Consider the following 23,987-nt stretch of genomic DNA (forward strand, 5'->3'; position numbering starts at 1 on the left):
TTTAAAATAAGGAGAGTAGTTCTTTATTAAATTTGCTTTGAAAATATATATCATTTTCTGTAATTATAATTAAAATAACAAATTTGGTTATACAAATGAATTTCTATATCTTATTAAAGATAGTTTTTTAGAAATTGATTATATTTATATTCACTCAAATTATTATTATATGTTTTGTTTGTTTATATATTAATTGTTTTATTTGTTTTATTTGTTTATATGTTTTAGGTGTACGAAACATGTTGATATATAAGGGTTTCTGACACCTAACTATAACAAAAATGGTTATAAAGATAACAAATTTGGTTGTTACTATAACAAAAATGGTTGGAAAGATAACAAATTTGGTTGCTTAATTATAACAAAAATGGTTGGAAAGATAACAAATTTGGTTGTTACTATAACAAAAATGGTTGGAAAGATAACAAATTTGGTTGCTTAACTATAACAAAAATGGTTGGAAAGATAACAAATTGGTTGCTTAACTATAACAAAAATGGTTATAAAATATACAACTATAAATTGTATTCCACTGAGATCTTAATATTTATTGATTTACATAATTCTTTTATTTGAAACTATTTAGCTCGCAAAAGTAAATCGTGAGGTTCGATAAAAAATCAACTATAACAAAGGCGATATATTTGTTATAGTTAGTGTAGTAGTAAAGAAAGGACGTATGTAAGTATGTCTACAAATCAAGATTTACAAATTAAAGAAAATAATATTGTTTCGAAATCGAATACTTTGATTGAAGCAAATTCACGTTTAAATTTGGTTGAGCAAAAAATGTTGCTTTGTTTGGCAAGTAATATTGAACCGAATGATCGGGATTTTAAAACATATACATTCCCAATTAGACAATTTCACGATTTACTTGGCTTGAGTGGATCGACTAAATATACTGAGCTAAGTAAAATTACAAAGGAATTATTATCAAAAGTAATTGAAATCCGGGCAGGGGAAGAGCTGATACAAGTATCCTGGCTATCTTCAGCGATTTATAACAGAAATAAAGGAACAATTGATATGCGTTTTGATCCTTTATTAAAACCATTTCTATTAGAATTAAGCAGTAAGTTTACAAGCTATAGATTAGCTAACGTTGTTAAATTAAAAAGTACATATGCTATACGTATTTATGAACTACTTAAACAATATGAAGATTTAAAAGAACGTACAATTAGTCTTGAAAATTTAAGGTATTACTTAGATGCAATGGATGTGTACCCTAATTATGCAAATTTTAAACAACGTGTATTGAAACCTTCCCAAAAAGAATTAGAGCAAAAAACCGATATCTCTTTTGAATTTGAAGAAATTAAAATAGGTCGGAAAGTACAAAAAATTAGATTTATCATTCGTAGTCAGAAAAAGAAAGACAACGATTTAGTTCGTTTCGAAAAAAAATTAGATCAATTTCAACATCCAAATACATTTGAACAAAAAATTAAGAGATTTGAAGAACGGTGTAAAGAAAAGGTATTTCCTAAAGTATTTAAGAAATGGGAAGAGCATAAAGAGATTGTGTTAGAGATTATTGAGGATATACGTTTTCGTTCAGATATTGATTCCCCAATTGGTTACGTAGAATTCATTCTAAATTCCCGATTAAAAGAATTGTCCGAAAAAGAAATAACAAATTCAAGTAGTCCAATTGAAGATCAGTTTGATAATAAAGGTGCATTAGAGATTGATAATATTATAGATTCAGTTATCCGTAAATATTCAACATCTACTGGAGCTGTGGCTACATTTTTAGTTGAAAGCACAGCAATTGAGGAATTAGTCAAAGTAGTTACATTAGAAGAAGCTGAAATTATTTGGAAAAAGCATGAAGCATTTGTCATGGATAAGATTTATGAATACATTAAAAAGAACAGCAAAAAGAAAAGATACTAGTGTGACATTAAAAAAGTTCTTTCATTCCGAAAGAACTTTTTTAAAATAAGGAAAGTTGCTCATCATCAGTTGGTATACAAATTTTCACGATATATGTATAATGCTTCCCCATTCTATTCGCTATCTCATTTTCCACTTGCTCTATAGCAGCATCAGGTGTATTTGCAGTAATGTATATAGTATCCGGTCGATACACTTCTCCATTAGGAGATATAATTGTGAATTCAATTGGGTATTTTTCCATAATCCTCATTCCTTTTACGCTTTAATATTATAAGGGATAGCATAATATACTTATAGCATATATTATTAAAACTAATAATTAACTGAATATTCGTTTAATTATTGAAACATTCTTCTTGGTAATCTGAACAATTGCATTATTTGATATTATATATTATAAGAATATTCCTTTTATTATGGGGTGATGGGGAGGATTATATGAACGTTCAGTTACAGGGAAATGAACAACTTACTGAATTACTTAATGAATGGTATTTACAAATTCGTTCTAGACATAGAGAAAACTCAAAAAGATTAAAAGAAGAGATCGAAAAACAGATAAATAATTTAAAAGAAAATCAAAATTTACTCTTTTATTATTCTCTGTTAGATTTTCGTTATAACTATTTAATTAACAATCTAAGTATTTCACAAAAAAGCTTTGATAAAATTGAGGCTTTTGAAACGCCACCAGAAGATTTTTTAGCATATTACTACCATTTCTTTAAAGCTATTCATTCTAAGTCAGTTGGAAGTTATATTTTGGCAGAGAAACATTATACCAAAGCAGAAAAGCTATTAATTCATATTCCAGATGAACTAGAAAAAGCTGAATTTTATTATAATTTATCCGTTTTCCACTATCATATTTACCAATCACTTTTAGCTATTAAGTACGTTACAATTGCAAAAGAAATTTTTTTTAAAAATCCAGATTGTGAGATAAAATTAGCTTATTGTGATAATTTACTAGGATTAGCATGTACACACTTAAAAGAGTATAAATTAGCAGAAGAATACTTCATTTCAGCTATAGAACAGTTCCGTAAATTTGGTAATGAACGTGATATTCTAATCGGTCGACAGAATATCGGTTTAATGTATGCAAATCAAAAACAATCTCGTTTAGCGATTAGATATTTAAAAGAAGTAAATGAAAAAATGCCAGGAAATTATAAAGCACTTTTTGTTGAAGCTAAACAACGAATTAATTTAAATGAAAATGAGATCGCACTAGAGTTGATTAAAGATGGGCTACAAATCTCAAATACATTAGAACTCACTGAATATAAATATCGTTTTAAAATTATGAACGAACTGTGCACTAATAATTCAACAGAAGATTTAGAAAAAGTAGTACTAGAAGGAATGGACTACTTTAAAGGCGAAAATTTATGGGAGTATGTTCAAGAGTATAGTGAGTTGTTAGCTGTAAAATTTCATACCGAAGCAAATTTCGAAAAAGCTAGTACATATTTCTTCTTAAGTTATGAGGCAAAAGAAAAAGTTTTTGAAAAGGAGGCTTTAAAATAATATGAGGAAAATGAAAATTATTTTAATGAGTATTATGGCAGTAGGAATTATGACTATAGGGTTAAACACTCCAAGTAAAGAAAATCCGAATATACATAAATACTCCGTATATATGATGGCAGATGGGAATACAGGATAAGAATGTTGTATATAAAGGGAGTTATAATCATTAATTTTTAATGATTATAACTCCCTTTTCTCATAAAATAATAGAAAATCCTCAAATTTGAAGAACCTTCTAAAAGTAAACAAATTGATGATCCTTAACTGGTTTACAAATTTTCAAGAAATAATTGTACTTATATTTTAAAACTATAAAAAATATCCTAATACACAAATGGCACATATTACACTTGCTAGAACAATAATTAAAGCAATTATTCCAAATAATAAATAACCAAGATAATAAAACCCTAGACAGATAAAAGCAGTAATCAATATAATTCCAATAATTTGTAAAATGAATGATTTAAATAAGAACAATACGATAAGAATAAATAACCAAAACATCAAAGATTTTAAAAAATGAGGTCGCTTTTTTGGTTTACTACTTTGCATTTCCATAAACTCACCACTTTCATTGTGTAAAAGTATGTATTAAATAAAACATCTCTTATTTAAAATACAAAAATGGAGTGCCTTCTCTAATAAGTAAGCACTCCCTCATGTCATTATGCATCTTGTTGTTTTTTGCTTCTTCTCATAAAAATGTAACTTTTAAAATTCATTTTAGAAAATTATTAATTCGTCCACTTGTTCATATCTATATTTCTTTTTATAGGCTTATTTACTGGATCTTCTTGGGTTTTTTCTTTCGATTTTTCAATATGAACATTTTTTGGCTGATCATCTTCATTTGCAGTTACTATTGAGCTTTCAACTTCTTCAATTACATTACCCTCTTCTGGCTGTTTGTACGTTAAAGGTGATTTGGAAGGTAAACCTCTTGGGATATCTCCTTGTAGCATGCCTTTTGCACTTAACAAGTCTTTTGCCATTCCAAGCTTAATCTCTTCGGTATCGACACTTTGTGTCCCGTATAACGCTATAAAATGTTCTAACACCTTTCTTGTAGCTTCATTAGGGTTTTCCTGTGATTCTATCCAAACAAATAGTTCTGGACATCTTTGACGCATTTTCTCCGATAATGGAATTTGAATCGCTTTTGGTTTAGCCATCATAATCACCTATTTTACTTGTTCTTTTTGAAATGCAATTGAACTAAATACTGTCATGCCTTTAACATTCATTTCTGTTGCGTTCTTAGCATTAATCCATAATATTTTAATTTTTTTAGAATCACAAATTTCTTTTAGATCTTCGAAAAGATTTTCTTTTAATTGGATACTTCCACCGCCATAGACAACCACGACTTCTACGTCATATTTTAAATCTTGTAATTTAGTTTCCGCAGTATCTAATACTTCATCAGCTAAATTAAATTTAGCTCTTGCTAAGAACTTCTTAGCATCTTCATAATATTTAGGATGCTCTTCTTTTAGATATCCGGCAAACTCTTGTCTTTGTATAGCAAAACCCCATTCATCTTCGAAATCTTTTTTAGCACGTTCAATCGCATGACCTATACCATGTCTTTCTCCCGAACTGTGATCATTATCATAATCGTAGCCTTTTGTAACAACATATTCTGTTGTTCCGTCACCAATGTCTATGTGTAGAAGACGTTTTTCTTGGAAGTATTCACCCGTTATATCTTTCATATCATAAGTTTCTTTAAACTCATTAAATATTTCATCGTTTCTATATTTCCCATTACCATCCTCGATTAAAGCAAATAGGGCAATAGTCCCTTCTTGTACAACAATTACTTTTTCAAATTTCAAAGTTACATAAACTCTCAAATCACCTACAGTTACCGTTACATGGTGACTACTATTTGTAAACCTTTCAGAGAGTTGTTTTGCCTTTTCTTTTGTCCATTCACTAGCTGGTAAAGCTGTAACCATAGAAACAATTGCTTCTATATTTGTACCTTCTTCTATTGAGTTTTGATCTTTAAACATATCTTGAACCGAACGACAAGCAATTGCACTAACTGTTGTCATAATTGTAGTATCTTGTCTATGCTTACCACGGTTTGATTTAATGTTAAGATTCTGAAGATCTTCACCAGAGCGAATGGCACGTTCTCCTACAAACACCCTTTGAGCTACTTGACCTTTCAAAGCTGAAGAATTAACAGTAACATCCATATTATTAATTAATCCATGCACTAATTCTTCAATTTTTTTATCTTGCGGAACAGGCTCTTTATACACATAACTATATGTGTTTGGAAATTTTATCATTTCTCCATTAATTGTAATCTTCTTCTCGGAATTCCCATTGTCATCTTCTACAAAATAATTGAATTTCATTTATATTACCCCTTTCTTATTGAAAAGAACTTATTTTAAATCATTTTAACTTATCTTAATTACATTTTACTATAATTAACCAGAAAAATCAACATAAATAAATGAAAATAAATCATTTTAAATTAAAATAATTTATTTTCATTTAAAATGATTTATAATTTGTGTGTAACTTCAAAAAGAGTTAATCTAATACATCCATTTTAAATCATTCTAATTTAAAATGATTTGTTTTAAATGTGTTATTTCCAAAATTCCCACCATTTTTTTTCTTTTTGTTTATTTTGAGATGCTACTAAAAGTTGTTTAGTTTCTTGGATCTCTCTAACATGTGTTAATAGCAAATTATCTCGTTCATTGTATCTGTTCTCCATGCGTTCTAACCGTTCGGCATTCATGATCTCAATACGTTCGAGCTGTTGAATTTTCTCCTTTAGTAATATCTGTTCTTGAAGTAATTGTTCTATAAATTCTTTAGGTAAATTCATTACGTTCTCGGATAGAACGCTAGGCGTTCTATCACCATCCTCTAAATCATTATCTGTTTCAATTTCAGCAAAAGGAACAGATAAAACAACCTTCACGGCTCCTTCAATACTCATTCCAGCCTCTTGGATCAGCTTTTTCATCTGTTCTAGTACTTTAATATCCTTTTGAACAAAAGCACGACTATTTTTTGCACCTTTTACAAAAGAATATTGTTCTTGTTCTAAGGCTATACACCATTTTCTAAGCGTACTTGTACCTATTTCTAAGCGTTCGGCAACATCTTTTGTCCAAAATGAGCGTTCTTGCAACTGTTCGCCCTCCTTTATTTTTTATATAGAACGTTTCCACATTAATTATTAAAAATCCTATGATTTTATTTTTTTCTATATAAAGGGAATCCCTAAACTTCGTTAAAAATTGCTATTTAAAATTAAAACATATGCTTTTCCTACAAAAAGTAATATGAACGAATTAATACCATGTTTTAAATTGTAAATTGATAGGGAATCTTTTTAGCTTAATTTAAGATTATTGTAATTATCATTAGTAAAAAGTATTTACTCCCTAAGGAATGACAAAATTCACTTTTTTAAATACAAATTAAAAATATAATTACTCTATTTATTAAATCTTGTTTTAAAAAAGTAAAACCAATAAATACATTAGAAAAAAATATAGTCTTTGAGTCTTACTCTTACAAGCAATTTAGAATTTGAGCTTAGTAAATCTCTAAGTTAATATGTGGGTAAATTTCTGAATATTAAGTCTCGGAAAGGGAGGTTATTTTACTAGAATTTAAAGTGGAAAGTGAAAGTTTTTGATGCAAAGTGAGGTTACGTTTTTCTTTAAGTTTCTTCAGATATTTAAAGAAAGTGGGGGATAAATAAAGGCATGACGAATAGCCTTGCTATGTGTGATTTTTTCAAGCAAGGCTAAATGATAATTATTTTTTGAAAAATAGGGTTTAAGGGTTCGGAACAAGCATTTTTTTGAATAAATCGAATGGGATTGTACTATTATTCTTTTTATCTATTCCCATATTTGCAAGATGTTTTTGAGATTCATTTATTCTTTGTTTTTGATAAAAATTTAATTTTTCACTAAACATTTTCATAAAATGAGCCGGAGCGCTATAATCAGCTTTGTTATCTCTAAACCATTTAACAGATTCTTCAAAAGCCCACTCACCAGACGTTCCTAAGATATCTAAATCTGGTGGCAATCTTAAAGCAATTACATAAGCATCATTTTCAGTTAAATTTGTTACACGTTGACTCATTATATGGTGGTAAGCTCTTTTCTGATCTTCACTTAAATAAGTGTTTAAGTCTTCTTCTCGCTTCTGAGTAGAAGTAGGTTCAGATTGTAATTCTTTTTCCGTTTTAATATCAAAAATATCTAATCCATTAGAAGAAACAGATATTTGATTTTCATCTTCAGATTCACTTTTTCCTTGTGAAATTTTCTTCTTTAAAAACTCTGTGAAAGTAGAGCATATATCAATAACTAAAGCCCATTTTACCTTGAAGTATTCAATGATTTTTAAATAATTGTTATGCATAGTCAAGATGTAAACGGAAGGAGCAATCTTTCCGTGCCGTCTTACCTTTATTTGTTGGCATACTCCTAAATCTTGCAGCCAATTCAACACGTAATTAATAATGGGTTTAGAAATACCCGATTTTTTACAAATGTGTTCTTGCCTTACTTGGGCATAACCTTCTTGTACCAAATAAGATAAGATAGTCTCAAAGGCTTCAAATTGTCTTTTGGTAAGATAATCTTTTGTGGTAACACCTTCATATTCATCATGGACAATATTATCAATATAAGTAGTAACTTTCTTGATTGATTGATTAATAGTTCCAGGTGTTTTGGGTAAATGTTTAATTCGAGGACTTAATTCAGCTTTTGCTCGACTAAGCAAAAAGTTGTTTAATAACACGAAAAAACCTCCTATTTTTTTCCACCACAAATAAACAGAAAAATGCTGGAAAAGTAGAGGTTTTTATTCACATTATATTTTTCACATGCTATAATAAATATGTAGAAAATATAATAATAAATAAACCCCCTACTCTGATTGAGTTTTTAATTGGTTCACCCGCCAAAGTGATATGCCAATTAAAAACAGGTTGTGGTAGGGTTTATTTTTTGTTTTTTTAACCATAATAAGGTTGAATTTCTTTATATGCCCTATTGTATAACTATTATTATGAGATATCAATCGTTAATGTAAGAATAAAAAAATGTAACTTAATTAAAGCCTCCGGTTAATTTGAACTGGAGGCTTTAATTTCGTATTGGATATATTTTCTGAAATTCATATATTCTTCTTGTAATTTGTCATACTTATAACTAATAAATTCTGTGTATTCATGAAGTTGTTTCTCTAATTGTTCTTTTTTGTTTAGTGGTAATGTAAGTAGATCTTCATAAAGATCATGTGTCATAAAAGGCAGTTCGTGATTTTGTTCGCCCTCTGTATCTTCTATATTAATATCCACTTTTGTTTGATTTCCTTCTATTGCCAATTCCCTATTTTGAATGGTTTGAGTATTGCCAACCAAATAATCTGTACTGACTTGGAAAAGATTAGCTATAACTATTAAAACACTATATGGAGGTTCAGCCCCTTTATTTTCCCAATTTGAAACGGTTGTTTGAGCGAAACTTGTTCCACTAACTTCTCCTATTTTTTCACCTAGCTGTTTCATGCTCCATCCGGCTTCTAGTCTTAGTGTTTTTACACGTGCTCCAAAAATACTCATTTTATTTTCCTCCCTCTTAATTGATATGATATGATGTGCGATTTTTGGTAAGATATACGTCTGTTATAACTCCGAAGAGGGTTATTTAACTTTAAAAGTGATAAAAATATCAATAAATATTAAAAAAACAGTTGTTTTAACTTTAAAAGTGATATATGATATTTGTAAAGATAACCGAAAGGAGGTTATGAAATGTCTTTAAAGCATGAGAGAAAAGCACGGAATTATTCCTTAGAGTTTCTTTCTCAAATACTAAACATTAGTCCACAAGTGCTACATTCTATAGAAAAAGGCACATCTGGCGTTAATGCTGAACGAGCAGAAAAAATTTCGATTTTTTTTGAAAAGCCTGTAGAGTACTTTTTTGTACCAACTTATTATCGAGTTCGAGAATAACTTTAAAAAGGTTACTTTTGTTAATTTAAAGATAAAAAGTAACCATATACGATTAATTATAGTAAAAAAAACTAGTAATTCAAATAGAATTAATGATTCAAAAACTGATCTTTGAAAACTGCATATCATTTGAGGGAGCTGTTAGTATGTTGAAACGATCGTATCAAACGTTACTCATTGCTATGAGTATGATTCTAATTGTCTTAAGTTTTGTATTTCCACTTACTAAGGCAAGTGCTGAAGTCATCAATCGTGAGAAATACGAAATGGATTGGAGTTTTAGTCCCATGTATGGGAAAGACCTACGGACAGAGTTGTTGAAGAATACGAATGGGCAAATTGCGTATTGCTTAACGTATGGAAAATTAAGTCCTAACGGTAATGATCTTCCAGAAATGGGGCGTACAGATGATATTGTGTATCGGGTTCTTCTAAATGGATATCCACAAAAGAGTCCAGAAGAATTAGGTGTTTCTAACTGGAAAGAAGCGCATTATGCGACACAGCTTAGTGTTTGGACAGCGTTAGGTCAAATTGACATTAATGAAGTTCAGCATCGTAATGGAAATGTTGCGAAAGCTGTAAAAGCTATTATTGGTGGTGCAAATGCAAGCCAGGAAACACAAGACCTGTACATGAATGTAACACCAACAGACAATCAAGAAGCAAAGTTAAACGGTGAGTACTTTGAAACGACAGTGTATCAAATTGAAAGTAACGCTAAGAACGGTGTATTTACAGTTCAACTAGCTAATGCGCCGAATGGAACGAAAGTTGTTTCTACAAAAGGTGAAGCGAAACAACAATTCAATTTAGGTGAACAATTCCGTATTCTAATACCGAAATCCTCTCAAACAGGTAACTTTTCCTTAAAAGTAACATCTAATCTTTCTAATTTGCAGGCAGTCGCTTATCAAGGAACTGATAAAGTCCAAGATGCAACAGTCCTTTTAGAAAAAAATGAGGAAAAAGTGAGTGCCGATCTACAAGTAAACTGGAAATCTCTTGGTGGATTGAAAGTTGTAAAAGTAGGAGAACAAAAAGAATTGCTACAAGGTGCAGTGTTTGAAGTCATGAACAGTGCTAATCAAAAAGTAGGCACAATGACAACAAATGAGCAAGGTTCAGCAAGCCTTTCTGGTTTAGAAATCGGAACTTATAATCTTAAAGAGGTAAAATCACCTAATGGTTATATACTGAATGGGCAGCCACAACAGATTGAAGCTAAAACGGGTGAGGTTGCAACAATTACAGTGCAAAATACAAAGGTAAAAGGAAACATCGAGATTAAGAAATTAAGTGACAGTGGAAAAACACTTCCAAAAGTAGAGTTCACTGTGTATACAGCAGAGGGAAAAGAAATCACAAAAACAACTACAAACGAGCAAGGGATTGCACAAGTGAAGGATCTTCCGTATGGAAATTATTATTTTGTTGAGACAAAAGGGGTAGAAGGATATCTTCTGAATCAAACTAAATATCCATTCGAGATTAAAGAGCAAGGAAAAACGCTAACATTCACAGTCGAAAATAAAGAAGTAAAAGGAAACGTGCAACTTCTAAAAGTAGATGGAGAGAATCCAGATAAAAAATTAGAAGGTGCAGTGTTCGTTCTTCAAGATAGTAAAGGGAAGAAAATAAGTGAACACAAAAGTGATAAAAACGGTTTGATTGAAGTGAAAGACTTATCATTTGGAGCATACTCATTTGTTGAGAAGCAAGCACCAACTGGCTATGTTTTAACGAAAGAATCTATTCCTTTTAGTATCTCGGAACAAGGAAAGACAATCATGCTAACAGCGAAAAATAAGCACATCACAGGAGAATTAGAGATTAGCAAGGTAGATTGCAGATGGCAACAATAAGCTTCCGAACGCTGAATTTACTATTTTTAACGAGCAAGGAAAAGAAGTTGCAAAAGGAAAAACGGATGAAAACGGCATTGCAAAATTTAAGCTTCCATATGGAAAGTACACGTATAAAGAAACATTCGCACCAGACGGATATTTACTGAATGAAGAGATATTCCCTTTTGAAATTAAAGAGGATGGTCAAATTATTAAGCATACGGTGAAGGATCAGAAGAAACCGACACCACCTACACCAGAGACACCAAAACCAGAACAGCCAGAACAACCACAAAAACCAGAAATACCACAAAAGCCAGAGCAACCAGAAGCACCACAACCGCAGGTACCGGAACAACCAAAAGTAACCGAAAAACCTGTCATTCCACAACTAGAGAAACCACAACTAGAACAAACACCAAAGAAAATCGAAACGTATCTTCCAACAACAGGCGGTAAAGCTGAAAATCCATACATAAAATGGATTGGTCTTGCATGTGTCGTACTTGGCTTAATTGGAGCTGTATATGCAGTAAGAAACCGTAAGAAAGCTCAATCTTAATATGAAAGAATATGAAGCTCATTTTAGCGAAATTGATGAAAATCCGTTAGGCTTTGCTATTGGATTTCGAAATGCATGCATACTCGTAATTCCTATTTGGACAGTTGTTTTTTGGATAGGGAGCAAGATATAAGAAACCGAGAGGGAGATGAAATGAAATGCCAGAAATCTACGTCGGTAAACTGAAAAATTTAGGGAAACCTGGGGAAGACGTTATGCAGCGCAAGAGTGCTTGGTTACCTGAAGAATTGATGCAAGCAATTTCAATCGCTCAAACTGTAATTAAGCCATTAAAGCAACATGATTATTGGATAGAATCCGCTACAAAGTTATTGGCAGGAAGTATTTTGTATCTGGATCAACGGCATAAAAACCTATATTACCTAGATGTGAAAAAAGTTATTGAGTTCACGGAAAAAATGTATGAGAGTGAAGCGAACTTGGTAGAGGTAGCTTGGTAGAGGTAGTAAATTCGCTCGAAAATGAGCATCCAGCATATCATATCTTCCATGAGCTAGGTCTTTATTCAAAAGAAACAAGGGATGCGATAACTGTCACTTTGTTATACATTCTTGAAAAACATCAACGTGAAAAGCAAGGGGAACAAAAAGAGTATTTTTGGTTTCAGTAGCAATCAGAAGAGGAAAATGAAATAGGAAGGAGTGCAATACATGTTAGGCGTAGCTAAGAAGTATACAAAGGTGATTAGAGCGTTGAAAGAACTGAATGAAGGGGAAAAGGTTGCAGGTGTGATAAAAGCTCGATTTGGGGCGTATAAAACGGTCATAGAAGGTGTAAAAGAAAACGCCAACGATTTTATTTTCATTTTTGATCCAAAAGGTATCTTTTATGAAGATACCCATCACGAAAAACGAAAACAAGGGTATCACATCATCAAACATGATTTACTAACTGGTTATGAAACGCTACAAATGCATCTAAAACAAAAATCTGTTGTGTACATCAGTGTAGAAACGGAAACAAATACGTATCAAGAGAGAGGAGAAGCATTATCTAATTTTCTTCAGTATCTAACAGAATGCAAGAACATAAGACCAATTCACCTGGTATTTCATCAATATGATTTGTACCCGATCCCTCATATGGAGCAGTTTTTAAAAGAAAGCGCGACATACCACATTCAGCATTTAATCGTAGTTGAATCTCAATCCGCATTACAGCACATATACGGAAAAGAGGCAGCACAACGCATCATAACCTCGTATAACACAACAATCCTAGCATGATCTAAGGCACTTGTTCACTATTTCATCCTATCTAGATGGCTAGAAAACTAGACAAGGGAGAAGCGTTTTTCTCCCTTCTTTATCAAAAATAGGAGGCGTTCATATGGGAAAAGAAAAAAGACTCACATTTTATGATATTGCGGCATCACAAGCTCATAGCGTTAAAACTTTTGATGGAAAAACATACGAACTAAAAGGCACCATCGCAATTGAAAATAGCACAGGAAGCATCGAAAAGGTAGCTCAAATTTATTATCAAGTGCGCTCGGTTAGGGATGAACATCAAAACTTAATTGCTAAACGAAAAAATAAACATGCGGAATTAGTAGCTGTCAAACAAAAGTGTAAATAAAAAAAGCGATTTTGAAGTGTGCTGAGAACATAGCACAAAGTAACTTGCTCTTTGACAATTTAAATATATATTGCGTATCTTTTCCTTTCAGTAATGATGTAGAAGGATAGTATACGATTTTCAATATATATGCGTGCCTCCCTTCGAAAGGTCACTAGAAGGGTTAGGTATACGGTTATCGTTGGGTGAGTAAGATCGTAAAACTCATCTGTGACCACTGGGAAATGCATTGTATCAAAGACCTGTTTGTGTCAGTACTCGTGAGGAATATCCCATTTTGACATTCTGAAGAAGCGAGGAACATCACAACAGTAGATACATAAGGTTCTACGTTCACGCCAAAATACGTAGTGCGGTATTGGGCATATAGAAGCTAGGTCGGGATTAGTCTCTATACGCATGCCAATACAGGGTTCGTCATTCCAGCCATAAATGATATTTCCATTTTCTATCCCACTTTCCTTTAAATGTTATAAGATAAAGATAGATGTTGAAGTTTAAATGTGTCTCATCACACTTCAAAATCGCTTGAAAAAATATGACATCGGGAGGAACATAAATGAGTCGTAAAGGGTGGATCATTTCCGCTATTGTTGGACTGTTAATTGCAATTGGTATTGGTTCAACATTTGTCTTTAGTTCGGGAAAAGGGGAAGTAATGGATCTTAGTCCGTTAGAAATGAAAAAGTTCATGAGTGAGGATGGCACAGGTTTTGTTATGTTGAATTCTAATATGAGACATAGTAATGATTGGATTTTTCTTGTAAAGAATATAGCTGAAAAGGAAAAAATTCAAGTAAGAGGGTTGAATGAAAATCGTGAGGACATTCCAGGTTCAAGTAATCCTCATGATTGGGGCTTATCACAACGAAGGGATTCTCTCGCTTATTATGAAAAAGGAAAACTAAAAAAAGATATTGATTTTTCTAAGTTTAAAGAATCCGAACTTGAAAAAGAAGTTACCTATTTTGTCCAAAATTGCAAAGAGCAATATCAGAAATAATCACATAATCATTGAAAGGTGGTGATATAGTGGCGATTACACAAAGGGAATTAAAAAAAGAAAAAGATATGGTAGCAAACCTATTAAGAGCCAATGGTCAGGATTATAACCATTGGCTTCATTTACATCATCAGAAATACATTGAAGAAAATCAAGATTTAGTAATGAAAGCTTTACAGGCTTATAAAGCAACATCAACAGAAGTAAAGGAAGACAGCAAGGCGAATGAATCAAGTCAGCTTAGTAACGTATAAGCACTTAAAAATGAAAAGGGAGTGAATGTATATGTCAATGTTGGAAACATTATCTCAAATGTTAGTGTTAGGTGATGCGATGGACGGTCTAATTAATACAGGGAATTCATTTATTGCATGGATGCAAAGGGGGGCAATGGTTAGTACAGCGATTGTATTTTGCTGGGGTGCTTATCTATTAATTTGGGGCGGTGAACGAGGAAGACATAAATGTATTTGGTGGTTTCTTGGTGGGGCAGCCGGACTCGTTATTGTAATGGGATGCCAATACTTAGCAGAGAGCGTAAATAGCAATGTGAAATTTGGTCAAATCTTATTCCCGTTTCTTTGGATGAAATAGTGAAAAAATATAATTAAGGCAATGAGGAGGCTATGCAAACAGTATGGCTTTTTTTGTTGCCTTTTTTCATGGAATTTAAAGTGAATGGAAGAAAGGAGAAGCCATGTTTGTCATTTTTAAGAGTAGCAATGGAACAGAAATTGAGTCGGGTAAGCAATATTCGTTTCATGAAGCTTATATCTTAACGAAGCGATTAGAACGAGTTTATAGAGAGGCAGGGCGGCAAGAACATATTGATTTCGATTTGTTAGATGGTCATTCTAATGAAATTTATAACGGTACGTTATCACTTGGTTCGAGATATGCAGATCACATTTTTGATCACATTTCTAAAAAAATGAATGTGATGCAATTAGATCCAGAACAAGAGGAACAAAAGAAGGAGCTGTTAGAAACATTAGAAAGAGAAATCAATGATTCTCCTTTTCATGAAGAATATGAATATCAAGAAGAATCATCAGAAAGGAAGGAAGAACCCTCTTATCGTCCAGCGGATGAAGTGAAAACAGTAGTAAAGCCTGGAAAGGAAAATAGAAAAGGATTCAAGATTATTGCGAGTGTCATAGGAAGCGTAGTGTTAATTGGAGCTGGTGCCATATTTGCCTTTAAGTTGTTCTCCTCCGAACCAGTTTCGAGTGCAAATGCTGGCTCTGAACAATATGTAGTAAAAGGATTACAACAGGCAGCCATTCAACAGTATGGAGAAGCCGTTAAATACTTCGATAAGGTCGATTACACAGAATTAGATAAAGATAGTCAGAAGGCAGTTCTATTTACTTATTTATTAAATGGAAAGGCAAATAAGGCATTACAATATGAGCCGAAATTTGCAGAAAGTGTGGTTGCTTATTTTATTGGGATAGACAACATGAATAAAATCAATGAAATTGATGTCAAAAATGATGTAATCGACTTTGAAAAGGCAGCACTTAATAAGAAATATGAGGAGGTAATTAAGCTTAAGGGTAAAGTCAATATGGACGGTAGACGTGAAAAACTCATTGTTGAAGCTTTTGTACATCTAAAAAAATATGAAGATTGTTATTCTTTTGCCAAAACGCAAGGAAATAAAAACGTAATGAAAGAGATCAAAGAATTAGAGAAACGAGATATTCAACAATCTACGATAAGTGAAGAAGAAAAGAAAGCTAAGATTGAAAAAATTGATAAAGATCTACAGAACATCTAAGGGGGAGAGAATAACATGCCTTTAAATTATGAGAATCTGTACAAAAAAATGGGAATAGTTTTTCTTGGAGGTTCGTTGATATTGAGTACGACAGGGTGCAGTTGGTTTGGAAGTAAGGAATCATCTAAAAGTAAAACAGCTATTACAAAAAAGGTAGATAAGAATAAGCCAGATGAAAAGAAAGAAGATCTGAACAAATATGATTTTGAAGCAATTACAGAAAACGCAATTCAAAGTAAGGATAATGAAGTTGCTTATGTACTCGAAGAACTGGATAAATCAAAAATTAATTTTAAAGAAAAATCTATTGTAAGTAATCTTCAAAATGGGGATGACACCACTTTTCGTGTTCTAGCACTCTTTGATAAAGAAACAAAAGATAAAACACTTCAAGATACAACAAAAGATAATGTGATTGCAGTTATTACGGATAATAAGCCACAAGTCAGCGTGAATGGAGATCATTTTGCATTTGGCGATCAAATTATTGATTCTTCAGTAGCGAGTATAGGAGATATTCTTCCACCAGAGAAGAAACCAGATGCAATTGTGAACCCACCAATTATAACGGAGGGTGAGAATGGTAATACGGAAAATACAGGGACAGAAAAACCAAGGCCACCAATAGAGCCGGAAAAACCAACAAATCCAGAGAAACCGACAGAGCCGGAAAAACCAACAAATCCAGAGAAACCGACAGAGCCGGAAAAACCAACAAATCCAGAGAAACCGACAGAGCCGGAAAAACCAACAAATCCAGAGAAACCGACAGAGCCGGAAAAACCAACAAATCCAGAGAAACCGACAGAGCCGGAAAAACCAACAAATCCAGAGAAACCGACAGAGCCGGAAAAACCAACAAATCCAGAGAAACCGACAGAGCCGGAAAAACCAACAAATCCAGAGAAACCGACAGAGCCGGAAAAACCAACAAATCCAGAGAAACCGACAGAGCCGGAAAAACCAACAAATCCAGAGAAACCGACAGAGCCGGAAAAACCAACAAATCCAGAGAAACCGACAGAGCCGGAAAAACCAACAAATCCAGAGAAACCGACAGAGCCGGAAAAACCAACAAATCCAGAGAAACCAACAGATCCAGAAAAACCAACAGATCCAGAAAAGCCAACAGATCCAGAAAAGCCAACAGATCCAGAAAAACCAACAGATCCAGAAAAACCAACAGATCCAGAAAAGCCAACAGATCCAGAGAAACCAACAGATCCAGAGAAACCAACAGATCCAGAGAAACCAACAAATCCAGAGAAACCAACAGATCCAGAAAAACCAACAGATCCAGAGAAACCAACAGATCCAGAAAAGCCAACAGATCCAGAAAAGCCAACAGATCCAGAAAAACCAACAGATCCAGAAAAACCAACAGATCCAGAAAAGCCAACAGATCCAGAGAAACCAACAGATCCAGAGAAACCAACAGATCCAGAGAAACCAACAGATCCAGAGAAACCAACAAATCCAGAGAAACCAACAGATCCAGAAAAACCAACAGATCCAGAGAAACCAACAGATCCAGAGAAACCAACAGATCCAGAAAAGCCAACAGATCCAGGTAAACCAACAGATCCAGAAAAACCAACAGATCCAGAAAAACCAACAGATCCAGAAAAACCAACAGATCCAGAAAAACCAACAGATCCAGAGAAGCCAACAGAACCGGAAAAACCAACAAACCCAGAGAAGCCGACAGAACCAGAGAAAACAACGAATCAAGAAAAGCCAGTTCTGAAACAAAATGAAAAGATGGTAGCGAGTAAATAAAGAGAAAACAACTGATTTTGCCAAAAAGGTACTCATAAAAAGAGTACCTTTTTAATTTGAAGCTGGATTGAACAGAGGTGGTACTTTGATATGTATAGTGAAAAGATATCAATCAAATATAAATTAGCTGAAAAAGAAGTACTCATTCCATTGAGTGCTTTTTTGTTTGTTGGAATGTTTTTGATCGCTAATTTTTTACTCAACTTATCTTTAGAGCTGATAGAAACAACATTTAGTGATTTATTACATCCTAAACCATTTCATATGGAGGTAGGATTTCTTTTTCAGATGCCAATTGCAGAACATCCAATTTACTACATGCTTGTTTTCCTTGTAGTGATTGGAACTATAGCGAGAACAGTGTACAAATTGAAATCTTCCTTTAAAAACTTAAATAATCATCAGAAAGGATCTAGTCGTTTTACAACAGTTGAAGAGTTGAAAAAGCAGTATAGAGCTGTACCGGATCGAGAGGAATCATTTAAAGGTGGCGGTGGTGTTGTTATCTCTCGATTAGGTGACAAGGTATTTATTGATGATAGTCCGGTAAATAATTTAATCATTGGTACAACACGCTCTGGTAAAGGGGAAACCTTTGTATTTCCTACAATTGATGTCTATTCTAGAGCGGAACATAAACCCTCCCTAATTTTTAATGATCCAAAAGGGGAGCTCTTCAGTGCATCGAAAGAAACGCTGGAAGAACGAGGCTATCACATTGAAGTTTTGAACCTGTTAACTCCACTTGATTCTATGAGTTATAACTTATTGCAGCTTGTTAAAGATGCCTATAAAGATGGAGATTATTCAACGGCACAGGCATTATGTAAGACGCTCTCACACACTTTGTATTACAACCCAACTGTAAAAGATCCTTTTTGGCAACAGTGCGCTATGAGCTTGTGTAACGCCATGATATTAGCCGTTACAGATAAATGTATTGCGGAGGGTACAGAAGAAAAAATCACAATGTATGCAGTTGCAAATATGTTATCAGAACTTGGTTCAAAAGAGGTAATCATAGATCCGGAAGCAGATCCACAAAATGCATTAGATTTATACTTTGAAGGTTTACCAGCGGATAGTGTTGCCAAGATGCAATATGCAACCTCAAACTTCTCGAAAGGAACGACACGAGGCGGAATTTTCACTCAAACAATGAACGGACTTTCTATTTTTACATTTGATGAAATTGCTAAAATGACAGCGGAAAACAGTGTGGATTTAAAACGTGTCGGTTTTGGAAAAACAATAAAAGGAAAAGTAGCACCTAGAAAACGAGTAGAAATTGTATTTCCAGATGGCTCAAAGGAGTCTATCAAGGCAGATATTACAGGACGTTTTGCATTAGATTTTAAGCAAGTAATACAAGTTGGAGATACCATTCAATGTAATGAAAAGGAAGATCCTCAAACGAAAACATCTATTTCTATTACAAAAATAGATGAAAAAACGGGTCATACAGAATTTAAAGTAGTAGAAGAACATGAAGATATGAAAATAACAAAAGTGGATTATTTCAATAAACCAGTTGCTATTTTTATGATTACGCCAGACTTTGATTCTTCGAACCATGTGATTGCTTCTATTTTTGTAAGGCAGCTTTATTTTATATTAGCAAAGGGTGCATCCCTCGCTCGTGGAGGAAAATGTCACCGTGAAGTGATTTTTTGCCTAGATGAGTTTGGAAATATGCCGAGTATTGAAGGAATGGCAAATATTATCACGGTTTGTCTTGGTAGAAATGTTCGCTTTAACCTTGTAATCCAGGCATATGCACAATTGAAAAATAAGTATGGTGAGGATGCAGATACGATTGATGGAAACTGTGGGAATACCATCTATATTCTAACTAACGATCAAGAAACCGCCGAAAAAGTGTCCAAAAAACTAGGGAATCAGACAATTAACCTACCTTCCCGAAGTGGAAAAGGTCTTTCTACTGATAAAAATAAAACGGAAGGTCTAGATCAACGACCATTGTTAACAGCAAATGAACTTATGAATTTTAAAGAAGGAGAAAGTGCCGTTATTCGTGTCATAAAACGTCAGGATAATAACAGAAAACGGATCAGACCTCGCCCGATTTATAATACGGGGGAAACAGCCTTAAAATACAGATGGGAGTACTTGGGAGTAGAGTTCGATACAGATAAATCTATTTTAGATATAGATATTGATTCTCTACATGATGATGTAAATCCAAAATCACTTATTGTAGATTTTCTAGGAGAGAGAAAAGCAGAACAAATTGAGAAAAAAACGTCAGAACCAGAACAAGTACAAGAACAAGAAGCTTCTTCTCAAATAGAGACACCGCAGCCAGTAGAAGAGCCAACAATGATGGGAATTGATGAAGAGATTCCGGAAGAGGCATTTCAGCAGGAAGATAATCCGTTTGATTCCCTCTCCATTGAAAATTGGAAAGAAAAAACGGTTAACGAATTTTTCGAATCTGATTTAGCGGTTTTAAAACTGGTCGATAAGTTCTTTTTAGCGCAGTTAGGCAAATCATTAGATGAAGTTGAAAATCAAGAAATGGGCGAGTTTTACAGTGAATTTCAAATGTTAGCTCACAATGACCATATCGACAAAAGTGTTTATCAAGCAGTCGAAAACAAGATAAATCGAATCTTGCGTGATTTAGAAGAAAAAGAACAAGTGACAAGTTAGAAAAGCACTCAAATAATTGAGTGCTTTTTTGATTCCAAACATAAAGGAGGAAGAGGGAATGTGTGTACCGACAATCACGGATAAAATGCAATTGATTTTAGATAGTTACTCGCCATTTGTAACAGAAGAAAATGAGGTCATTCTTGGTCTAGAAGATGCGGTTCTTTTCCTTTCAGTAGATCGGGAACAAAAAGGGAAATTGATTATTCGTATCGACAGACTGAATGAAAGGGTGAATTGGACAGCAAAAGAAGTATTGGGACAATAGCAAGAATGAGAGGAGGGTAAATCGTGAAAGATAAAGAGATTTTAAAGGTTTTAGAATCGTTTTCGGATTATCTTCAAGTAGGAGACATCGTGAACTATGTATTGCGTTGGCTAGGATGGTTCCTAATTGTAGGTTTATCTTTAGTTGTAGATGCTTTAGAAGGTGTGACAGATGCCATACTGGGGATTAAAGGATTCTTTAATTCACCAGAAATACAAAATTTTGTTGATATGTTATATCCATTGTTTGTTGTTCTATTAGCCATTTCGTTTTTATATATTGGCTACATGTTTATTATGAACAAACAAATGAATCGTTCTCAAATTATCGTCAATATTTTCGTAACATTGAGTGTACTTTGTTTATTAAGTACGGGTATGACAAAGGTCGATAAGTTCACCGATGATGCCATAGCGGTTGTGAAATCTGAACAAAAGGGTTCTTTAAGTGATGAAATTATTAAGAAGAATATAACGGATGTTGCAGTAATAGATCAAAATGGATGGAAAAAGAAAGAGGATATGAATCCGAAAAACAATATTCCTGAAAAAAATATTAGACAGATAGATATTACTGAAAAAATAGATAAAGATTTTGCGTTCACAAAGGATAAAAATTTATCGGATGATGGTCAGAAAATTTTGCAGAATAAAAGAGTTATGGATGCGTTAGGAGTCGCATCTTTAGCTGAATTAAAAGATGGATGGTTTGATTTCTTTCCAGAAAAGTATTATCGCTGGCATTGGAATTTTTGGAACATATTCTTTACTTTACTGATAACAGGATTAACTTTGTTGTTAGTAAGTATTAAATTAGCTAGATTATTTTATGAATTGTCTTTTAACTATTTGTTAGCAAATATATTAGCACCAGCCGATGTTGCGAATGGTCAAAAGTTAAAAGCTGTATTATCTAATATCCTCAATATATTTATAGCAACGATTATGATATTCCTATCTTTGAAGCTATACCTAATAGGAACAGCTTTTCTTCATGACAAATTAAATGGTGTACCGTATCTGATTGCTTTAGCCGCATTTAGTATGGCTGTTCTAGATGGTCCAGCAGCCGTAGAAAGGTTATTCGGTATAGATATTGGATTAAAGAGTAGTTGGGGCATGTTAGTAGGTGGTTTCGCACTTGGTAAAGGAATTGGCAGTCTCGCAAATTCAAAACCTATGAAGAGTCTCGGAAATATGATTGGAAAAGGGGCGAAAGGTGCAGCAGAAGGAACTGGTGTTGCAGCAGCTAAAACAGCAAGTGCGGCAGCGATGGCAACAGGTGGCGTGGCAGGGCTTATAAGCGGTTTGAAAAAAGGGAATGAATCTGAAAATAAAGAGTCCTTGCAAGATCAAATGAAAAAAGCGGATCAGAAAAAAGCAAATGGTAATGATTTAGCAAAAAAAGAAAAAGAAAAAGAAAAAGAAAAAGGTAACTTAAATAAGGAAGAAGATAAAAAGAATGGTGGTATGCCATCACTTCAAGAAGACATGAAAAAAGAAGGGAATGAAAATCTAGGGGTAGCAAATGGTCAAGAATCGGGAACAGCTAGTCTTCAAGATGAAATGAAAGAAGCTGGAAAAGCACAAGGAGCAAGTGAAGGAAGTCAAATACCAGGAACGGTAAAGCAAGGAGTGAGTGAAGGAAGCCAGACACCAGGAGGCGTAAGACAAGGAGCGAGTGAAGGAAATCAAACACCAGGAACAGTAAGACAAGGAGCAAATGAAGGAGGTCAAACACCAGGAACAGTAAGACAAGGAGCAAATAAAGGAAGTCAAACACCAGGAACAGTAAGACAAGGAGCAAATGAAGGAAGTCAAACACCAGGAACAGTAAGACAAGGAGCAAATGAAGGAAGTCAAACACCAGGAACAGTAAGACAAGGAACAAGTGAAGGAAGTCAAACATCAAGCCCGGCACCAATGGAAACATCAAGACCAGTACCAAGCGGAAGTAGTCCGGCACCAGTAGAAGCATCAAGACCAGTACCAAGCGGAAGTAGTCCGGCACCAGTAGAAGCATCAAGACCAGTACCAAGTGGAGGAAGCCCGGCACCAGTGGAAGCACCAAGATCAGTACCAAGTGGAGGAAGCCCGGCACCAATGGAAGCGCCAAAATCAGCACCAAGCGGAAGTAGCCCGGCACCAGTGGAAACACCAAGATCAGTACCAAGTGGAGGAAGCCCGGCACCAGTGGAAGCACCAAGATCAGTACCAAGTGGAGGAAGCTCGGCACCAGTGGAAACACCAAGATCAGTACCAAGTGGAGGAAGCCCGGCACCAGTGGAAACACCAAGATCAGTACCAAGTGGAGGAAGCCCGGCACCAATGGAAGCGCCAAAATCAGCACCAAGCGGAAGTAGCCCGGTATCAGCCGACATCGTAACGGTGGCACATAGTAGCCCAATTATTCCTTATGAAAGTGATAAAGAAGTGGCAGCAAGTAGCAGTAAGGAAACACGGACATTGGGACAATATACAACGGATAAAGTTAAACATACGACATCATCAGTGAAACAAAAAGTAAGAGGAGTACAAGAACGAATTAATACTTCTGAAACGGTACAAAATACAAAGCGTTTTTATCAAATGGGTCAAAATACGGGTAAAAGTTGGAGAGATATCGTGAGCAAAAATAAAAAGAATACGGATAAAAAATAAGCGTAATCGTACGCTTATTTTTTATTGTCGAAAAGGAGGGAATCCCGATGAGAAGCTATCGGATTCCGAAGGAAATCAGTACAGAATTACGGATAAATAAAGTGCTTTATTTAATAGATTTCTTTTTATTAATTGGTTTATTAGTTGTAACGATGATTCTTAGGAACTTCGTACATGAGTCCTTTCAGTTACCATTTATTCTTTTCATGGTAGCTATTGCAATTATCATGATTTGGCGACCAAGTACGAATCCTCAAAAACGAATGTATGAAGTATTGATTATTACTTTGCTAAGAAGGAAAGGTGCATATTGCGCCATTGATAACGATCAATAAGGGAGGGAT

23 protein-coding genes and 2 pseudogenes are annotated in these 23,987 nt (G+C 33.9%); 18 read left to right on the forward strand and 7 right to left on the reverse strand.

What is annotated here, in order from left to right; all coding sequences use genetic code 11:
- Positions 1-687: 687 nt before the first annotated feature.
- Positions 688-1,902, forward strand: coding sequence for a replication initiation protein (locus AC241_RS31585; protein ID WP_050845681.1), 1,215 nt, complete (start codon positions 688-690; stop codon positions 1,900-1,902).
- A gap of 40 nt (positions 1,903-1,942) precedes the next feature.
- On the opposite strand, the gene AC241_RS31590 is transcribed toward AC241_RS31585, so the two are convergent.
- Positions 1,943-2,146, reverse strand: coding sequence for a hypothetical protein (locus AC241_RS31590; protein ID WP_050845682.1), 204 nt, complete (start codon positions 2,144-2,146; stop codon positions 1,943-1,945).
- Between the two features lie 197 nt (positions 2,147-2,343).
- Between AC241_RS31590 and AC241_RS31595 the strand changes: the two genes are divergently transcribed.
- A complete protein-coding gene (locus AC241_RS31595; RefSeq protein ID WP_050845683.1) occupies positions 2,344-3,438 on the forward strand; it encodes a Rap family tetratricopeptide repeat protein in 1,095 nt (364 codons plus the stop codon).
- Between the two features lies 1 nt (position 3,439).
- Entirely contained in the window at positions 3,440-3,577 is a 138-nt protein-coding gene (locus AC241_RS34555) for a Phr family secreted Rap phosphatase inhibitor (RefSeq protein ID WP_098645866.1), read from the forward strand.
- A 173-nt stretch (positions 3,578-3,750) separates the two neighbouring features.
- Here AC241_RS34555 and AC241_RS31600 read toward each other — a convergent pair whose 3' ends face one another.
- The 6 genes from AC241_RS31600 to AC241_RS31625 all read right to left on the reverse strand — a co-directional run bounded on the left by AC241_RS31600 (position 3,751) and on the right by AC241_RS31625 (position 9,073).
- Complete coding sequence (locus AC241_RS31600) at positions 3,751-4,002, reverse strand: hypothetical protein (RefSeq protein ID WP_050845684.1); 252 nt, start codon at positions 4,000-4,002, stop codon at positions 3,751-3,753.
- A gap of 176 nt (positions 4,003-4,178) precedes the next feature.
- Positions 4,179-4,616, reverse strand: a complete 438-nt coding sequence (locus AC241_RS31605; protein WP_230690666.1) for a hypothetical protein — start codon at positions 4,614-4,616, stop codon at positions 4,179-4,181.
- 9 nt (positions 4,617-4,625) lie between these two features.
- Positions 4,626-5,816, reverse strand: coding sequence for a ParM/StbA family protein (locus tag AC241_RS31610; RefSeq protein ID WP_050845686.1), 1,191 nt, complete (start codon positions 5,814-5,816; stop codon positions 4,626-4,628).
- A 239-nt stretch (positions 5,817-6,055) separates the two neighbouring features.
- Entirely contained in the window at positions 6,056-6,610 is a 555-nt protein-coding gene (locus tag AC241_RS31615; protein ID WP_050845687.1) for a DUF3967 domain-containing protein, read from the reverse strand.
- A gap of 656 nt (positions 6,611-7,266) precedes the next feature.
- Complete coding sequence (locus tag AC241_RS31620; protein WP_050845688.1) at positions 7,267-8,247, reverse strand: hypothetical protein; 981 nt, start codon at positions 8,245-8,247, stop codon at positions 7,267-7,269.
- A 328-nt stretch (positions 8,248-8,575) separates the two neighbouring features.
- The gene (locus AC241_RS31625) at positions 8,576-9,073 is read right to left on the reverse strand and encodes a helix-turn-helix domain-containing protein (RefSeq protein ID WP_050845689.1); all 498 of its coding nucleotides are present in this window, start codon (positions 9,071-9,073) and stop codon (positions 8,576-8,578) included.
- A 192-nt stretch (positions 9,074-9,265) separates the two neighbouring features.
- Here AC241_RS31625 and AC241_RS31630 point away from each other — a divergent pair, with 192 nt between their 5' ends.
- From AC241_RS31630 to AC241_RS31695, 15 genes and pseudogenes are all read left to right on the forward strand, one after another.
- Positions 9,266-9,469, forward strand: coding sequence for a helix-turn-helix domain-containing protein (locus AC241_RS31630; protein ID WP_050845690.1), 204 nt, complete (start codon positions 9,266-9,268; stop codon positions 9,467-9,469).
- 146 nt (positions 9,470-9,615) lie between these two features.
- Positions 9,616-11,878: pseudogene (locus AC241_RS31635) on the forward strand (SpaA isopeptide-forming pilin-related protein).
- Between the two features lies 1 nt (position 11,879).
- Positions 11,880-12,011, forward strand: coding sequence for a hypothetical protein (locus tag AC241_RS35810; protein WP_268998446.1), 132 nt, complete (start codon positions 11,880-11,882; stop codon positions 12,009-12,011).
- Between the two features lie 25 nt (positions 12,012-12,036).
- Positions 12,037-12,509 (forward strand): annotated as a pseudogene (locus AC241_RS31640) (TRAG family protein).
- Positions 12,510-12,549: 40 nt separating this feature from the next.
- The gene (locus AC241_RS31645; RefSeq protein WP_050845691.1) at positions 12,550-13,125 is read left to right on the forward strand and encodes a TraM recognition domain-containing protein; all 576 of its coding nucleotides are present in this window, start codon (positions 12,550-12,552) and stop codon (positions 13,123-13,125) included.
- Positions 13,126-13,228: 103 nt separating this feature from the next.
- Entirely contained in the window at positions 13,229-13,477 is a 249-nt protein-coding gene (locus AC241_RS31650) for a hypothetical protein (RefSeq protein WP_000514061.1), read from the forward strand.
- Positions 13,478-14,036: 559 nt separating this feature from the next.
- On the forward strand, positions 14,037-14,480 hold the full coding sequence (locus AC241_RS31655) for a hypothetical protein (protein ID WP_000087501.1): 444 nt from the start codon (positions 14,037-14,039) through the stop codon (positions 14,478-14,480).
- Between the two features lie 29 nt (positions 14,481-14,509).
- A complete protein-coding gene (locus AC241_RS31660; RefSeq protein WP_001018798.1) occupies positions 14,510-14,734 on the forward strand; it encodes a hypothetical protein in 225 nt (74 codons plus the stop codon).
- 31 nt (positions 14,735-14,765) lie between these two features.
- Positions 14,766-15,074 carry a hypothetical protein gene (locus AC241_RS31665; RefSeq protein WP_000062188.1) on the forward strand — a complete coding sequence of 103 codons (309 nt, stop codon included), beginning with the start codon at positions 14,766-14,768 and terminating at the stop codon, positions 15,072-15,074.
- Between the two features lie 103 nt (positions 15,075-15,177).
- The gene (locus AC241_RS31670; protein WP_050845692.1) at positions 15,178-16,263 is read left to right on the forward strand and encodes a hypothetical protein; all 1,086 of its coding nucleotides are present in this window, start codon (positions 15,178-15,180) and stop codon (positions 16,261-16,263) included.
- A gap of 81 nt (positions 16,264-16,344) precedes the next feature.
- The gene (locus AC241_RS35610) at positions 16,345-18,042 is read left to right on the forward strand and encodes a hypothetical protein (protein ID WP_230690667.1); all 1,698 of its coding nucleotides are present in this window, start codon (positions 16,345-16,347) and stop codon (positions 18,040-18,042) included.
- Between the two features lie 90 nt (positions 18,043-18,132).
- Positions 18,133-20,715 (forward strand): VirD4-like conjugal transfer protein, CD1115 family, encoded by a 2,583-nt coding sequence (locus tag AC241_RS31680; RefSeq protein ID WP_050845694.1) that lies wholly within the window; start codon positions 18,133-18,135, stop codon positions 20,713-20,715.
- A 58-nt stretch (positions 20,716-20,773) separates the two neighbouring features.
- A complete protein-coding gene (locus AC241_RS31685) occupies positions 20,774-20,983 on the forward strand; it encodes a hypothetical protein (protein ID WP_000338017.1) in 210 nt (69 codons plus the stop codon).
- Between the two features lie 23 nt (positions 20,984-21,006).
- On the forward strand, positions 21,007-23,643 hold the full coding sequence (locus AC241_RS31690; protein WP_050845695.1) for a pLS20_p028 family conjugation system transmembrane protein: 2,637 nt from the start codon (positions 21,007-21,009) through the stop codon (positions 23,641-23,643).
- Positions 23,644-23,690: 47 nt separating this feature from the next.
- Positions 23,691-23,978 (forward strand): DUF5592 family protein, encoded by a 288-nt coding sequence (locus AC241_RS31695; RefSeq protein ID WP_001258281.1) that lies wholly within the window; start codon positions 23,691-23,693, stop codon positions 23,976-23,978.
- The last annotated feature ends 9 nt before the right edge of the window (positions 23,979-23,987 follow it).

The sequence above is a fragment of the Bacillus thuringiensis genome, assembly GCF_001182785.1.
Taxonomy (GTDB): Bacteria; Bacillota; Bacilli; order Bacillales; family Bacillaceae_G; genus Bacillus_A; species Bacillus_A thuringiensis_S.

What these genes read in the sequence shown, in the direction of transcription:
- AC241_RS31585 (WP_050845681.1), top strand. Translation starts at nt 688, where the DNA reads ATGTCTACAAATCAAGATTTACAAATTAAAGAAAATAATATTGTTTCG.
- AC241_RS31590 (WP_050845682.1), bottom strand. Translation starts at nt 2,146, where the DNA reads ATGGAAAAATACCCAATTGAATTCACAATTATATCTCCTAATGGAGAA.
- AC241_RS31595 (WP_050845683.1), top strand. Translation starts at nt 2,344, where the DNA reads ATGAACGTTCAGTTACAGGGAAATGAACAACTTACTGAATTACTTAAT.
- AC241_RS34555 (WP_098645866.1), top strand. Translation starts at nt 3,440, where the DNA reads ATGAGGAAAATGAAAATTATTTTAATGAGTATTATGGCAGTAGGAATT.
- AC241_RS31600 (WP_050845684.1), bottom strand. Translation starts at nt 4,002, where the DNA reads ATGGAAATGCAAAGTAGTAAACCAAAAAAGCGACCTCATTTTTTAAAA.
- AC241_RS31605 (WP_230690666.1), bottom strand. Translation starts at nt 4,616, where the DNA reads ATGGCTAAACCAAAAGCGATTCAAATTCCATTATCGGAGAAAATGCGT.
- AC241_RS31610 (WP_050845686.1), bottom strand. Translation starts at nt 5,816, where the DNA reads ATGAAATTCAATTATTTTGTAGAAGATGACAATGGGAATTCCGAGAAG.
- AC241_RS31625 (WP_050845689.1), bottom strand. Translation starts at nt 9,073, where the DNA reads ATGAGTATTTTTGGAGCACGTGTAAAAACACTAAGACTAGAAGCCGGA.
- AC241_RS31630 (WP_050845690.1), top strand. Translation starts at nt 9,266, where the DNA reads ATGTCTTTAAAGCATGAGAGAAAAGCACGGAATTATTCCTTAGAGTTT.
- AC241_RS35810 (WP_268998446.1), top strand. Translation starts at nt 11,880, where the DNA reads ATGAAAGAATATGAAGCTCATTTTAGCGAAATTGATGAAAATCCGTTA.
- AC241_RS31645 (WP_050845691.1), top strand. Translation starts at nt 12,550, where the DNA reads ATGTTAGGCGTAGCTAAGAAGTATACAAAGGTGATTAGAGCGTTGAAA.
- AC241_RS31650 (WP_000514061.1), top strand. Translation starts at nt 13,229, where the DNA reads ATGGGAAAAGAAAAAAGACTCACATTTTATGATATTGCGGCATCACAA.
- AC241_RS31655 (WP_000087501.1), top strand. Translation starts at nt 14,037, where the DNA reads ATGAGTCGTAAAGGGTGGATCATTTCCGCTATTGTTGGACTGTTAATT.
- AC241_RS31665 (WP_000062188.1), top strand. Translation starts at nt 14,766, where the DNA reads ATGTCAATGTTGGAAACATTATCTCAAATGTTAGTGTTAGGTGATGCG.
- AC241_RS31670 (WP_050845692.1), top strand. Translation starts at nt 15,178, where the DNA reads ATGTTTGTCATTTTTAAGAGTAGCAATGGAACAGAAATTGAGTCGGGT.
- AC241_RS31680 (WP_050845694.1), top strand. Translation starts at nt 18,133, where the DNA reads ATGTATAGTGAAAAGATATCAATCAAATATAAATTAGCTGAAAAAGAA.
- AC241_RS31685 (WP_000338017.1), top strand. Translation starts at nt 20,774, where the DNA reads ATGTGTGTACCGACAATCACGGATAAAATGCAATTGATTTTAGATAGT.
- AC241_RS31695 (WP_001258281.1), top strand. Translation starts at nt 23,691, where the DNA reads ATGAGAAGCTATCGGATTCCGAAGGAAATCAGTACAGAATTACGGATA.